General features: G+C 32.8%; 15 protein-coding genes. 10 read left to right on the plus strand and 5 right to left on the minus strand.

Annotation, left to right across the window (positions count from 1 at the left end):
- The first annotated feature begins 156 nt into the window (after positions 1–156).
- The 10 genes from A7L45_RS10655 to hisE are packed head-to-tail and all read left to right on the plus strand — an operon-like array spanning position 157 to position 7,890.
- The gene (locus tag A7L45_RS10655) at positions 157–1,446 is read left to right on the plus strand and encodes an ATP phosphoribosyltransferase regulatory subunit (protein ID WP_071612751.1); all 1,290 of its coding nucleotides are present in this window, start codon (positions 157–159) and stop codon (positions 1,444–1,446) included.
- A 2-nt stretch (positions 1,447–1,448) separates the two neighbouring features.
- Positions 1,449–2,096 carry an ATP phosphoribosyltransferase gene (gene hisG, locus A7L45_RS10660; RefSeq protein WP_071612752.1) on the plus strand — a complete coding sequence of 216 codons (648 nt, stop codon included), beginning with the start codon at positions 1,449–1,451 and terminating at the stop codon, positions 2,094–2,096.
- A 44-nt stretch (positions 2,097–2,140) separates the two neighbouring features.
- On the plus strand, positions 2,141–3,388 hold the full coding sequence (gene hisD / locus A7L45_RS10665) for a histidinol dehydrogenase (RefSeq protein ID WP_071614944.1): 1,248 nt from the start codon (positions 2,141–2,143) through the stop codon (positions 3,386–3,388).
- Positions 3,388–4,428: a histidinol-phosphate transaminase gene (gene hisC, locus A7L45_RS10670; protein WP_071612753.1), complete on the plus strand. Its 1,041-nt coding sequence runs from the start codon at positions 3,388–3,390 to the stop codon at positions 4,426–4,428. The genes hisD and hisC overlap by 1 nt, the downstream gene beginning before the upstream one ends.
- Positions 4,429–4,449: 21 nt before the next feature.
- Positions 4,450–5,040 carry an imidazoleglycerol-phosphate dehydratase HisB gene (gene hisB / locus A7L45_RS10675; protein WP_071612754.1) on the plus strand — a complete coding sequence of 197 codons (591 nt, stop codon included), beginning with the start codon at positions 4,450–4,452 and terminating at the stop codon, positions 5,038–5,040.
- Between the two features lie 11 nt (positions 5,041–5,051).
- Complete coding sequence (gene hisH, locus A7L45_RS10680; protein WP_071612755.1) at positions 5,052–5,654, plus strand: imidazole glycerol phosphate synthase subunit HisH; 603 nt, start codon at positions 5,052–5,054, stop codon at positions 5,652–5,654.
- Positions 5,654–6,370, plus strand: a complete 717-nt coding sequence (hisA, locus tag A7L45_RS10685) for a 1-(5-phosphoribosyl)-5-[(5-phosphoribosylamino)methylideneamino]imidazole-4-carboxamide isomerase (protein ID WP_071612756.1) — start codon at positions 5,654–5,656, stop codon at positions 6,368–6,370. Before hisH ends, hisA begins: the two co-directional genes overlap by 1 nt.
- A 3-nt stretch (positions 6,371–6,373) precedes the next feature.
- Positions 6,374–7,135 (plus strand): imidazole glycerol phosphate synthase subunit HisF, encoded by a 762-nt coding sequence (gene hisF / locus A7L45_RS10690; RefSeq protein ID WP_071612757.1) that lies wholly within the window; start codon positions 6,374–6,376, stop codon positions 7,133–7,135.
- Positions 7,136–7,159: 24 nt separating this feature from the next.
- Entirely contained in the window at positions 7,160–7,498 is a 339-nt protein-coding gene (gene hisI / locus A7L45_RS10695) for a phosphoribosyl-AMP cyclohydrolase (RefSeq protein WP_071614945.1), read from the plus strand.
- Between the two features lie 56 nt (positions 7,499–7,554).
- A complete protein-coding gene (gene hisE, locus A7L45_RS10700) occupies positions 7,555–7,890 on the plus strand; it encodes a phosphoribosyl-ATP diphosphatase (protein WP_071612758.1) in 336 nt (111 codons plus the stop codon).
- Positions 7,891–8,012: 122 nt separating this feature from the next.
- Here hisE and A7L45_RS10705 read toward each other — a convergent pair whose 3' ends face one another.
- The 5 genes from A7L45_RS10705 to A7L45_RS10725 form a co-directional block, all read right to left on the minus strand.
- A complete protein-coding gene (locus A7L45_RS10705; protein WP_071612759.1) occupies positions 8,013–8,720 on the minus strand; it encodes an MIP/aquaporin family protein in 708 nt (235 codons plus the stop codon).
- 78 nt (positions 8,721–8,798) lie between these two features.
- Positions 8,799–10,289, minus strand: coding sequence for a glycerol kinase GlpK (gene glpK, locus A7L45_RS10710; RefSeq protein WP_071612760.1), 1,491 nt, complete (start codon positions 10,287–10,289; stop codon positions 8,799–8,801).
- A 131-nt stretch (positions 10,290–10,420) separates the two neighbouring features.
- Positions 10,421–10,786: a DUF1667 domain-containing protein gene (locus A7L45_RS10715; RefSeq protein WP_071612761.1), complete on the minus strand. Its 366-nt coding sequence runs from the start codon at positions 10,784–10,786 to the stop codon at positions 10,421–10,423.
- A 6-nt stretch (positions 10,787–10,792) separates the two neighbouring features.
- Positions 10,793–12,052, minus strand: coding sequence for an NAD(P)/FAD-dependent oxidoreductase (locus A7L45_RS10720; protein WP_071612762.1), 1,260 nt, complete (start codon positions 12,050–12,052; stop codon positions 10,793–10,795).
- A 36-nt stretch (positions 12,053–12,088) separates the two neighbouring features.
- On the minus strand, positions 12,089–13,528 hold the full coding sequence (locus A7L45_RS10725) for an NAD(P)/FAD-dependent oxidoreductase (RefSeq protein ID WP_071612763.1): 1,440 nt from the start codon (positions 13,526–13,528) through the stop codon (positions 12,089–12,091).
- Positions 13,529–13,822: the final 294 nt, after the last annotated feature.

A 13,822-nucleotide genomic window follows, 5' to 3' on the forward strand; every position in this document is an offset into this window, starting at 1 on the left:
TAATTTAATATATAAACATCAATTGTTATAATTTTTAGAAATTATAGAAATTTTAAAAAATTAAAGGTTGACTTGCCTATAGAAAGATGGTAACATTTTAACAAGATGAAGTGTTAAAGCGATAAAGCAATAAAGTGCAATTAAAGGAGTGAAATTATGAATAATTGGAAAAGACATATACCGGAAGGTTCAAGAGATATACTTTTCGAGGATTGTAATAATAAAATTAAGATTATAGATACACTTAGAAACTTGTATATAAGTACTGGTTATTTAGAAGTAATATCTCCAACACTGGAATTTTATGATGTTTTTCAGGGTGATGACGTATCAATTGAACAAGAAAAAATGTATAAGCTTTTTGATAATGCAGGAAGAATATTAGTGTTAAGGCCAGATATGACTATGCCAATAGCCAGAATTGCTGCCACAAAACTTCGGGATTCAGCATATCCGCTTCGAATATGTTATAGCGGTAATATATTTAGAATAAATGAAAATTGGAATGGAAAGGTTAGTGAAATGACCCAATCGGGAATTGAAATAATAGGAAGTGAAAGTCCAAAATCAGATGCCGAAGTAATTATAACTGCTATTTCATCATTACTTGCTATAGGAGTAAAAAAATTTGAACTTGAAATTGGTCAAGCTGAGTTTTTCAAGGGCCTTATTGAAGATATAGATCTTGATCATGAAGAAATGGAAAGATTACGAGGCCTTGTTGAAAATAAGAACTTTGGAGCATTAAGAGAATTTATAGATGATAAAGAAGTAACCGTTGGTATAGAAAATGTAGAAGCTTTGAAAAAATTGCCAGAGCTGTTTGGTGGGATTGAAATACTTTGCGGTGCAAGAATGTTAACTCAAAATAGGAGAGCACTTGCAGCACTCGATACTATAGAAAAAATCTATGAGCGAATAGTAAGCGTAGGATTTGGTGAATATATTTCTATTGATTTAGGAATGGTACAGCATATTGATTATTATACTGGGATAACATTTAGAGGATATAGTAGTGAAGTTGGAACGACAATAATTAGTGGAGGAAGATATGATAACCTAATATCAAAATTTGGTGCATCAATGCCAGCAGTTGGATTTGCCATAGATGTGGACAATATTCAGTCTGTCCTTTCAAAGCAAGGTAATGATAATGAGAAGGTCAATGAAAAATTCATGATTTATTTCGAAAATACTTTAGTAGCATGTGCATATAAGTTTGCAGAGCAAATTAGAGCCAAAGGTCTTAAGACTGAATTAAGTTTATTTGAAGAAAAAGAAGAAACTCTGCATTATGCTCAGATAAAAGGAATAGATAAAATGATTTGTATACTAGAAGGGAACAAAATTGAATTAATAGATACAAAAAGTAAAAAAAGCTTTAAGACAAGTACTGAGAAATTTATTAATGGTTTAGATATGTATATTAATATTTTGGAGGAATAACTATGAAAGTTATACGTATAGCATTAACAAAAGGAAGATTAGAAAAGTATGCTATTTCTATGTTTGAAGATATAGGAATAGACTGTACAGATCTAAAAAATAAGGGAAGAAAATTAATTCTTAAGGATGTAAAAAACAATATAGAATTTGTTTTAGTTAAGTCTACAGATGTTTTAACTTATGTAGAACATGGCGCAGCAGATATTGGAATTGTTGGGAAAGATACTTTAATGGAGCAAAATAAAGAATTTTATGAAGTAGTAGATTTAAAGGTTGGAAAATGTATGTTTGCAGTTGCAGCATTACCAAGTTTTAAAAGTTATGATGGATATAATCGCAAAAAAATAGCTACTAAATATCCAACAGTTGCAAAAGAATATTTCAAAAAAAATAATGAAGATGTTGAAATTATTAAATTAGATGGGTCAGTGGAACTTGCTCCAATCCTTGAATTATCAGATGCAATTGTGGATTTAGTTGAAACAGGAGATACTCTTCGTGAAAACGGATTGATTATTATAGAAAAAATATGTGATATTAGTGCAAGAATGATAGTAAATAGAGCTAGCATGAAGATGAAAAAGGATGAGATAGGTAATTTAATAGTTAAGGTTCAACAATATGTAGATAAAAATGAGGCGATGATATAGTGATAAAAATTACAGAGGCAAATAGCACTGATGGAATAGAATATATGAAGTTTTTAAAAAAAAGAACGGAGGATGTTCAAAAGGATGTAAATATCATAGTAGATAAAATTTTAGCAGACGTAAGAACTAGAGGCGATGATGCTATAATTGAGTACACTCAGAAATTTGATAGTAAATTTGTTACACTTGCAAATTTTGTTGTAACAGATACAGAAATTAAAAATGCATATAAAATGGTTGACCAAGATTTTTTAGATGCTATAAGACTAGCAAAAGTAAATGTTAAGGAATTTCACGAAAAACAAAAAAGAAATGCTTGGATGATGACAAAAGAAAAGGGTGCTATTTTGGGCCAAACTTTAAGAGGACTTGAAAGTGTTGGAATATATGTGCCTGGTGGCACGGCATCTTACCCGTCATCTGTTATTATGAATGCAATTCCAGCAAAGGTTGCAGGTGTTGAAAATCTAGTTATGGTAACACCACCACTTAATGATGGAACTGTGAATCCTCATATTCTTGTGGCAGCAGATATAGCTGGCGTTGATAAGATTTACAAAATGGGTGGAGCGCAAGCGATTGCCGGACTTGCATATGGAACAGAAAAAATATCTAAAGTAGATAAAATAGTAGGGCCAGGAAATATCTATGTTGCTATGGCAAAAAAGAGTGTGTTTGGCTGCGTTGCCATAGATATGATCGCAGGTCCCAGTGAAATCTTAATTATTGCAGATGAGTTTGCAAATCAGCATTTCATTGCAGCGGATTTAATGTCGCAAGCAGAGCATGATGTTCTTGCGTCTGCTATGCTTATAACTACTTCAAGGGATCTTGCAAATAGGGTAGTCAAGGAGCTAGAAATACAGATAAAAGATATGAGTAGATGCAAAATCATTAAGGAGTCTTTAGAGAAATATGGAGTTATTTTGATAGCTCAAAATATAGATGAAGCTATAGAACTTGCGAATGACATTGCACCCGAGCATCTTGAGGTAATGGTTCGTGACCCATTTAATTATTTGGGTGATATAAAAAATGCGGGTTCCATATTTTTAGGTGAGTATTCTCCAGAACCACTAGGAGATTATATGGCAGGACCTAATCATGTTCTACCAACAAGTGGAACTGCAAGATTCTTTTCACCATTATCTGTAGATGATTTCATCAAAAAATCAAGTTATATATATTATACTAAGGAAGCACTAAGTGAAGTTAAGGAAAAGGTAATAAAATTATCAGATGTTGAAGGGCTTACAGCTCATGGAAATTCTATTAAAGTGAGGTTTAAATAATGATACAAGATATTTTTAGAAAAGATTTAGGTGATTTTGAATCATATAGTGCAGGTAAAACTGATTATAAAGTAAGGTTAAACGCCAATGAAAGTTTTACTAACCTTGATTTTGAAACTAGAAAAGAAATCGGCACGGTAATAGAGAATTCCATTTATAATAGGTATCCAGATCCAGATGCACTGGAGGTATGTGATCTTTATGCTAAATATGCTAATGTTTTAGGTATAAATGTAATGGCTGGAAATGGTTCAGATGAGTGTATTCAAATAATCGCTCATACATTTTTAAATACTGGGGATAAAGTAGCAATGCAAAGTCCGGATTTCTCCATGTATGGATTATATACTAAGGTTGCTGGGGGAATTCCAATTGAATTTCCGCTAGGAGCCGAATTAGAATTGGATGTAGATGGTTTTATTTCCATGGCTAATAGTGAAAAGGTTAAAATCGTATTTTTATCTAACCCTAATAATCCTACTGGTAATATTATTAAAAGAGAGGATATTATTAAAATAATAGAAGGTTGCAAATGTATTGTAGTAATTGATGAGGCATACTTTGAATTTTATGGCGAGAGTATCTTAGATAAAATAGATTTTTATGATAATTTAATTGTACTCAGAACTTGCTCAAAAATTGGTCTTGCAGCTATAAGGCTCGGATTTATGATTACGAATAACGTTTTAATGTCTGAGCTTAAAAAAGTAAAACCACCTTATAATGTGAATTCTATTACTCAAAGTATAGCATGTGTTATATTAAAAAAACCAGAAATAATATATAACAACGTTAAAAACATACTTGCAGAGAGAGTTTACTTATGGGAAAAATTGAGTTGTATTAATGGAATAAAGCTTTATAAAGCTAAAGCAAATTTTATACTAGTTGAGATCCCAAATGCTTTAGAAATTAAAGAAAAACTTTTAAAGCAGAGTATAAATGTGCGAAGTTATACTTCAGGGAAATTACTAAACTGTTTGAGAATAACAATAGGAAGTAGAGAAGAAAATAACTGTTTATTAAAAAATATTATTTAAATTCACAAAGGAGCGAACTATATGATTCAAAGAGAAGCAAAAATATTAAGAAAAAGTAATGAAACTAATATTGAGGCACGTATAAATTTAGATGGAACTGGGAAATTTGAGGGTAATACAGGTATAGGCTTCTTTGATCATATGTTAAACCTTTTTGCAAAACATGGACTTCTAGATTTATATGTTAAGGCTGTGGGAGATTTATTTGTAGATTCTCATCATACTATTGAAGATGTAGGAATAGTGCTTGGACTTGCAATAAAGGAATCACTAAATGGCAAAGATGGGATAAAACGATATGGAACTAGTTTTGTACCTATGGATGAAACATTGGCTACAGTGTCACTAGATTTGAGTGGTAGACCTTACCTTGTATTCGATGCAAATTTTACAGTAGATAAAATTGGAGATTTTGATACCGAAATGGTGGAAGAATTTTTTAGGGCTTTAGCTATGAATAGTGGGATAACACTTCATGCAAGAATAATTTATGGGAAAAATAATCATCATATGGTTGAAGGCTTATTCAAAGCTTTTGGAAAAGCATTAAGTGAGGCCTCAACATATGACAGTAGGATAAAAGGTGTTATGTCTACAAAGGGATCTTTATAAGGAGGAAAACTATGATAGCAATAGTGGATTATGGTGTTGGAAATTTGAATAGCGTTCAAAATGCACTTAAATCATTGAATATTTTGTCGATTATATCATCAAATGCTGAGGAAATATCAAAATGTAGAAGCATTATTGTTCCAGGGGTAGGTGCCTTTCCAGATGCAATGAAGAATATGAAAGAGACTGGAATAGATGAGGTAATTAAACAGGCTGCTAAAGAAGGGAAACCAATACTTGGCATATGTCTTGGTATGCAACTTTTCTTTGATGAAAGTTGTGAGGTAGAGAAATGCCAGGGACTAGGATTATTAAAAGGAAACATCATAAAACTAGAGGGTTCTATAAAAATTCCACATATGGGATGGAATAGTTTATCCTTTGAAAATAATTCTCCCTTGCTTAGAGGTATAGAAGAAAATCAGTATGTATATTTTGTACATTCTTATTATGCAGTAAATTGTGAGGAGGGTATTGTAAATGCATATAGTATATATGAGAAAAAGATACCTGCAATTGTAAGTAAGGGCAATATATTTGGTATGCAGTTTCATCCAGAGAAAAGTGGAGATTTTGGGATGAAATTACTTAAAAACTTCGCGGAGGTAGTGTAATGAAAATATTTCCAGCAATAGATTTAAAAGATGGAAAATGTGTTAGACTTTTTAAGGGTGAATTTATGTCAGCGAAAGTTGTAGGGGAAGATCCACTACAAACTGCCTTAAACTTTATGAATAAGGGAGCAGAATATTTGCATATGGTAGATCTAGATGGAGCATTAAGAGGATCTATTGAAAATTTAAATAGTATAAATAAAATAATAAATGATTTGAAAATCCCTATACAACTTGGCGGTGGAATTAGAAGCATAGATACCATAGACATGTTAATTAATAAAGGATTAAGTAGAGTTATACTAGGTACTGCAGCTTTAAATAATCCATCACTTGTAAAAGAAGCTGTTAAAAAATTTGGAGATAAAATTGCAATTGGAATAGATGCAAGAGAGGGTTTTGTAGCAGTAGAAGGTTGGCAAAAAAGTAGTAAAGTTGAATATATAGATTTTGCAAAACAAATGGAAAACATAGGCATAAAAACTATAATATTTACTGATATAAGTCGTGATGGAACTTTGACTGGACCTAATTTTGAGGCAACCGGGAAAATTAATGACGAGGTTTCTTGCGATATTATTGCATCTGGTGGCATGAAAAACATTGATGATATAAAGAAGCTTAAGGAAATGAATATATATGGAGCAATTATAGGAAAAGCTATTTACAGTGGAAATATATCACTTGAAGAAGCAATACTTGCGGGGAGGGCCTAGTCGATGCTTACTAAAAGAATAATTCCTTGTCTTGATGTAACTAATGGGAGAGTAATGAAAGGAATAAACTTTGTGAACTTAACTGACGTAGGAGATCCTGTTGAAATTGCAGAGTTCTACAACAGCGAAGGTGCAGATGAAATTGTATTTTTAGATATAACAGCCACTCATGAGGGAAGAAAAACAATGATAGATGTTATAAAAAGGACTGCTGAGAAAGTATTTATTCCTCTCACTGTAGGGGGAGGAATTAAAAGCTTAGAGGATTTTAAAGAAATACTTAGAGCAGGAGCTGATAAAATATCTATAAACTCTGCTGCAATTCGTAATCCTAAACTTATAACGCAGGCAGCATCAAAATATGGAAGCCAATGCGTTGTGGTTGCAATAGATGGAAAGAAAAATGAGAATAATATAGGATGGCATGTAGTTATAAATGGTGGAAGAATAAATACAGGGCTCGATGCAGTTAAATGGGCAAAAGAAGTTGAAGAACTAGGCGCAGGTGAAATACTTTTAACAAGTATGGATGCAGATGGAACAAAACAAGGGTATGATATAGAGTTTATAAATGCAATAACAGATATTGTAAATATACCTGTAGTTGCATCAGGTGGATGTGGGAAAATAGATGACTTTTATGATGTTTTTGAAAGGAGTGGAGCAGATGCTGCACTTGCGGCTTCTTTGTTTCATTACAAAGAACTATCAATTAGAGAAGTAAAAGAGTATCTTAAACAGAAAGATGTTGAAATTAGAATTTAGGAATAAAAAAAATAAAGAAATGTGGTGGTTAATTTGGAGAGTATAAACGAAATTCAATTTAATAATGGGTTAATACCTGCAATTATTCAGGAACAGTGTAGTGGAGAAGTTTTAATGCTTGCATATATGAATGAGGAGTCTTTAAAAAAAACAATGGAAACTGGAACTACTTGGTTTTTTAGCAGATCAAGAAATAAGCTGTGGAACAAGGGAGAAACTTCAGGGCATTTTCAATATGTAAAAAGTATAAGTTTCGATTGTGATGGAGATACAATTCTTATTAAAGCAAAGCAAGTAGGAGTTGCTTGTCATACTGGGAATAAAACTTGTTTTTACAGAGAAATATGGAAGCAGAAACCATAACTGAAAAAGCAATAACAATTAATGCTTTAAAATAAATATAAAAGGAGAATTGTAAAATGAGTGAAACTAATGTAGTACAGGAACTTTATAAGATAATTGAGGAAAGAAAAGCTAGCCCTATAGAAGGGTCATACACTAGTTATCTTTTTGAAGAAGGAATTGATAAAATTCTTAAAAAAGTTGGAGAAGAAAGTGCGGAAGTAATAATTAGCAGCAAAAACGATGACGATAATGAGACTGTTGGAGAAATATCAGACTTATTTTATCACACATTAGTACTTATGGTGGCAAAGGGTATAAAAATAGATGATGTTGTAGCTGAACTAGAAAAAAGACGTGGGAAGATATGCAATAAAAAACAAAAGAGAGTAGATATTGAAAGTATACACTAGGCTATTAAAAACTAATCTTAAAAACAAATAAAAACATCCAATATTGCAATTGGATGTTTTTATTTGTTTAGTTATTTATATTAATTAAGTTATTATTTCTTACTTAAAATTTTAAAACTAAATTAACCAAACATAGCAACGACTGCGAATGCTCCAGCAAGACCACCACAAATTGGAGCTACTACTGGTATCCAAGCATATCCCCAATTAGAATCACCTTTACCAGCGATTGGTAATATTGCATGAGCTATTCTTGGTCCTAAATCCCTTGCAGGGTTAATCGCATATCCAGTTGGACCTCCTAAACATAAACCAATTACTAAAATTACAAATGCTGCAATAAGTGGACCAAATCCAGGAGATGATTTTGTTTGAGCAACTCCTAGTAATGCAAATACTAATACAAATGTACCTATAAATTCTGATAAAAAGTTTGCTGGTGTACATTTAATTCTAGGTGCTGTGCAGAATACAGCAAGTTTTCCTGCTTTGTTATCTGTAACTGCCCAATGAGGGTAATACATAAGCCAAACTAGAACTCCACCGACTATTCCTCCAAGCATCTCAGCTGCGATATAACCAGGTACTACTGACCATGATAAATTACCAATAGCAGCGAGTGCTATAGTAAGTGCAGGATTAAATGACGCACCACTAGCTGGTCCGAAGATGTAGGCCGGAATACCGACTGCAAATGCCCAACCAAAAGCTATAACTATTAATCCACCATCATGTCCATTTGTATCATCTAAAACTACATTTGCAACTACGCCATCACCAAGAAGAATTAGTAATGCTGTTCCGAAAAACTCTGCATAATATTGTAACATAATATTATCCCCCTATATAAATTATTTAGTCCAGAAGTAAAATACATTAAGCATTCTACTTCTGATAATATGTTATATTTATTCTTCCCAATCCCTAGATCTACCGACAGCCTTATGCCATCCTTTTAAAAGTTTAGCTCTTTTTTCTTCATCCATTTTTGAACGGAAAGATTTTGATAATGCCCAGTTTTTTGAAATTTCTTCTTGACTCTTCCAATATCCAACTGCAAGGCCTGCTAAATATGCGGCACCTAAAGCTGTTGTTTCAATAACTTCTGGTCTATCAACTTGAACGTCTAATATATCTGACTGGAACTGCATTAAGAAGTTATTAGCACATGCACCACCGTCCACCCTTAATGATTTAAGTGTAATGCCTGAATCCTCTTGCATAGCTTTTAAAACATCATTTGTTTGATAAGCTAGAGATTCAAGGGCTGCTCTTATAAAGTGCTCCTTTTTAGTTCCACGAGTTAAACCAACTATTGTACCTCTTGCATAAGGATCCCAATATGGTGCACCAAGTCCAACAAAGGCAGGTACCATATATACACCGTCTGTATCTTCAACAGCAGTAGCGTATTCTTCTGATTCAGGTGAACTCTTAATCATCCTTAATTCGTCTCTTAACCATTGAATTGCAGCTCCTGCAACAAATACACTTCCCTCGAGAGCATAATTAATTTTACCATCAATACCATAAGCTATAGTTGTAAGTAAACCATTATGTGATTCAACTGCTTTTTCACCAGTGTTCATTAATAAGAAACAACCAGTACCATAAGTATTTTTAGCTGTTCCAGCCTCATAACAGGTCTGTCCAAATAATGCAGCTTGTTGATCTCCTGCAGCACCAGCTATTGCTATTGGAGAGCCAAATATTGAACTGTCAGTATATCCATAACAATAACTTGATGGTTTAACGTCTGCAAGCATTGATTTTGGTATATCTAGAGTTTTAAGTATTTCATCGTCCCATTTCAATTCATGAATGTTGAATAACATTGTTCTAGAAGCATTTGTATAATCGGTTACATGAACCTTTCCATTTGTTAATTTCCAAATCAACCATGTATCAATAGTACCAAATATTAAATTACCTTTGTTTGCTTCTTCTCTTGCGCCAGCAACATTATCTAGTATCCATTTAACTTTAGTACCAGAAAAATAAGCATCAAGTATGAGACCAGTTTTGTCTCTTGCTATTTTATCAAAGCCTGTAGCTTTTAGTTCATCACATATACCAGCTGTTCTTCTGCATTGCCAAACAATTGCGTTATAAACTGGAACACCAGTGTTTTTATTCCAAACTACTGTAGTTTCTCTTTGATTAGTTATACCAATGGCAGAAATATCTTTTGCTGTTACACCAATTTTGGCCATAGCTTCTTGTGCTACCCCTAATTGAGTAGCCCAAATTTCCATAGGATCGTGTTCAACCCAACCTGGTTTAGGAAATATTTGTGTGAATTCTTTTTGAGCTACACTTACAATTAGTCCTTCTTTGTTAAACAAAATACATCTTGAACTTGTTGTTCCTTGGTCTAATGCAATTACATACTGAGCCATAATTTTTACACCCCTCATTAATTTAATTTGGTAACCGTTTACTTAGAATTTATAAAAACCACGATATTATATTGAATAATATCGTGAATCTTTCATTAATATAATACTAATATATTGTAATGATAATCGTATTATACCACGTAAATATTCTTAGTGGCTATAATATTTACTCCTGTATTAAGTACATTTTCGAGAACCACATCACCTATATGAATAGGAGCTTTCATTACAATACCTTTTAATGCTTTTACACAATCAAACATTAAATCCTTTGGTATATCACTCTGCGTTTTTACAGGAAGTACTTTAGCGTTTCCTCCAGAAACAAAAACAGATGAAGTGACAATTCTTGTAGGATTAGTACATTCTTTCTTACCGTAAGTCTCACCAATTTTGCAATTATTTCCTGATACGCTTATAACTTCTTTGCCCTTAAGTTCTACTGTAAGAGCACAACCTACAGGACAGCCTATGCACGTCAATTCCCTTGTACTCATAATATATTACTCCTTTTCAACTTTAATAGTAATTTTTTTGCAGTCACTATATTTATCAAAAACTGCCTTAGTTAATTTAACACTTTCCATTTCACCTGGTGTAAGTATCTTTTTCTTTAAATGCATCTCTCGAACATCATCAAAGTAGACAGATATATAAGCAGCTGTATGGACTTCGCCTACTCTAAATCTAACATCTATTGCTTTACCTATGTTTTTAGGATTAATAGTACTTGGTACTGTATACCTAACTCCACCAGTTGCGATTACTTCAACACTCTGTCCCTCCTGGTGAATTCCTTTTATACAATCAGCAGCATTTTTACCAGCAGTATAACTTTCAGTGGTTACATTATCTACTAAATCATGAACGTGAAGCACATTACCACAGGTAAATATTCCAGGAATACTTGTCTGCATACTTTCATCGACTATTGGTCCACCTGTAACTTTATTAAGTACGATATTTGCTTTTCTAGAAAGCTCATTCTCAGGAAGAAGTCCAACAGATAATAATAGGGTGTCACAAGCAATGTATTCCTCAGTCCCATTTATTGGTTTTCTGTTAGCATCAACCTTGGCAATAGTAACGCCGCAAAGTCTGTCATGACCATGTATATTTATTATAGTTGTGCTTAATTTTAAAGGAATGTTAAAATCATCTAAACACTGTACGATGTTTCTCTTAAGTCCGCTTGAATGGGGCATTAATTCTACACAAGCTTTTACTTTTGCGCCTTCAAGAGTCATCCGTCTTGCCATTATAAGACCAATATCTCCAGAACCAAGGATTACTACTTCTTTTCCTGGCATTAATCCTTCAGCATTAACATATTTTTGCGCTGTCCCAGCAGTATAAATACCTGCACACCTTGAACCTGGAATGTTTAAAGCTCCTCTTGGTCTTTCACGACATCCCATAGCTAGTATAATAGCGTTTGCCTTAAGTTCTAAAATACCATCTTCTGTATTTACAGCTGTAACTTGTTTATCCGAATTTACATCTAAAACCATTGTATTTAGTTTATACTCAATTTTAAGATCAGTAGCTTTATCTATAAACCTTTGTGAATACTCTGGTCCGGTAAGCTCTTCTTTAAATGTATGCAAACCAAATCCATTATGAATACATTGGTTTAAAATGCCACCTAGTTGATTATCTCTTTCTAAAATTAAAATACTGTCTATTCCTTGGTCCTTTGCAGAAACTGCAGCTGCAAGTCCTGCTGGACCTCCACCAATTATGATTAAATCATATTCTTGCATATTTATTCCTTCCTCTCTATACTTAAAATTTATCTTTTATAAAGATTGTTTATTTGTTCCAGTTATCAAAATAGAATTTCCACCGGATTTTGTAACTTCAGAGCGAGGTATATTAAGTTCTTTTGCTAAAATGTCTACAACTTTTGTTGAACAGAAACCAGATTGACATCTACCCATTCCAGCCCTTGTACGAAGCTTAACTCCATCAAGTGTTCTTGCTCCTAGAGGTCTTCTTATAGCGTCTATAATTTCGCCTTCTGTTACAGTTTCGCATCTACAAATAACTGTTCCATATTCAGGTATTTCTTTAATGATTGCTTTTCGCTCTTCATTAGACATTTCTCTGAATTTTCTTATACCTTTTCTTATTGGATTAAATTTTAAGTTTTTTCCTGGATTTAATTTATTTGTTACCATATCAACTACCATTAAAGCTATACTTGGAGCACTACTTAATCCTGGGGATGCTATTGATGCTACATTGATAAAGTCCTTAGCATCAGATGCTTCTTCAATAATAAAATCATCTGTTTCAGTATGAGCTCTATTTCCTGCGAAAGAAGTTATAACCATATTCATAGGGAATTGCATTTCAATGCTTAATTGAGCCTTTTTAATAATATCATCAATACCATCACGAGTTGTATCCAAATCTGCTTTGTCTTCTAAATCAACTGCATTAGGTCCAATTAGCAGATTACCATCAACAGTTGGTGTAACTAGAACTCCTTTTCCAAGTTTAGTTGGAAGTTGAAAAATAGTATTTTTTATTAAAGATCCAGCAGTTCTGTCAAATAAAACATATTCGCCTCGTCTTGGTATTATATTGATTTTGTTCTTGCTAACCATATTATTCATTTCACCTGAATATAAACCTGCAGCATTTATTACAATTTTTGTTTCAATATCACCTTTATTAGTTTTTATAATATATCCACTTGAGCTCTTTTCAATATTTTTAACTTCAGTTTCAAATTTAAATTCTACACCGTTATTATATGAATTTTCAGCTAGAGCAATAGTCATTTCGTAAGGACAAACTATTCCTCCGTTTGGAGCATAAAGTGCACCAACACAATGCTTTGTTACATTTGGTTCCATTTCTCTAACCTGATCACCATCAAGAATGACTAAATCAGGGACTCCATTTACTTTACCTTGTTCTAGTAAAAGTTCAAGATCAGGCATATTCTTGTTATCGAAACACAGAACCAAAGAACCATTCCTCTTAAATGGGAAATCTAATTCCTTTGCAAGGTCCGTAAACATTGCATTACCTTTTGCGTTTAATTTTCCTTTCAAAGTACTTGGCTTAGCATCAAAACCACCATGTACAATTGCACTGTTTGCTTTTGTTGTACCAGAAGCAACATCACTAGATCTTTCAATTACACAAGTTTTTACATTATATTTAGATAACTCTCTTGATATTGAGCAGCCTATAACACCTGCGCCAATAATAGTTACATCAAACATCATTTAACCTCCTAAATGCAAATAAAAAGAGAACCTTGATTAATGGACATAACATGTCCATAGATCAAGGCTCTCTTTTCTCCGCCTTTACTTATTTAAATACATATTATCATACTAATTAGACGATTACAAGGGGAAATACTAAAAAATACGTAAATTCTAAACGATAACATAATAATATAAAATTCTTGAATGAAAAATAATACTGTGATAAACTGAGCATAATAAAATAAACATGACTATAATTGAGATACAATTTAAGGTAACATAAATTATGGTCTAAAATAAATTTTT

It is taken from the genome of Clostridium estertheticum subsp. estertheticum (genome assembly GCF_001877035.1).
Taxonomy (GTDB): domain Bacteria; phylum Bacillota; class Clostridia; order Clostridiales; family Clostridiaceae; genus Clostridium_AD; species Clostridium_AD estertheticum.

Coding starts and splice junctions, on each gene's coding strand:
- A7L45_RS10655 (WP_071612751.1), top strand. CDS start 157: ATGAATAATTGGAAAAGACATATACCGGAAGGTTCAAGAGATATACTT.
- hisG (WP_071612752.1), top strand. CDS start 1,449: ATGAAAGTTATACGTATAGCATTAACAAAAGGAAGATTAGAAAAGTAT.
- A7L45_RS10725 (WP_071612763.1), bottom strand. CDS start 13,528: ATGTTTGATGTAACTATTATTGGCGCAGGTGTTATAGGCTGCTCAATA.
- hisH (WP_071612755.1), top strand. CDS start 5,052: ATGATAGCAATAGTGGATTATGGTGTTGGAAATTTGAATAGCGTTCAA.
- A7L45_RS10705 (WP_071612759.1), bottom strand. CDS start 8,720: ATGTTACAATATTATGCAGAGTTTTTCGGAACAGCATTACTAATTCTT.
- A7L45_RS10720 (WP_071612762.1), bottom strand. CDS start 12,052: ATGCAAGAATATGATTTAATCATAATTGGTGGAGGTCCAGCAGGACTT.
- A7L45_RS10715 (WP_071612761.1), bottom strand. CDS start 10,786: ATGAGTACAAGGGAATTGACGTGCATAGGCTGTCCTGTAGGTTGTGCT.
- hisB (WP_071612754.1), top strand. CDS start 4,450: ATGATTCAAAGAGAAGCAAAAATATTAAGAAAAAGTAATGAAACTAAT.
- hisA (WP_071612756.1), top strand. CDS start 5,654: ATGAAAATATTTCCAGCAATAGATTTAAAAGATGGAAAATGTGTTAGA.
- hisD (WP_071614944.1), top strand. CDS start 2,141: ATGAAGTTTTTAAAAAAAAGAACGGAGGATGTTCAAAAGGATGTAAAT.
- hisE (WP_071612758.1), top strand. CDS start 7,555: ATGAGTGAAACTAATGTAGTACAGGAACTTTATAAGATAATTGAGGAA.
- hisC (WP_071612753.1), top strand. CDS start 3,388: ATGATACAAGATATTTTTAGAAAAGATTTAGGTGATTTTGAATCATAT.
- hisF (WP_071612757.1), top strand. CDS start 6,374: ATGCTTACTAAAAGAATAATTCCTTGTCTTGATGTAACTAATGGGAGA.
- glpK (WP_071612760.1), bottom strand. CDS start 10,289: ATGGCTCAGTATGTAATTGCATTAGACCAAGGAACAACAAGTTCAAGA.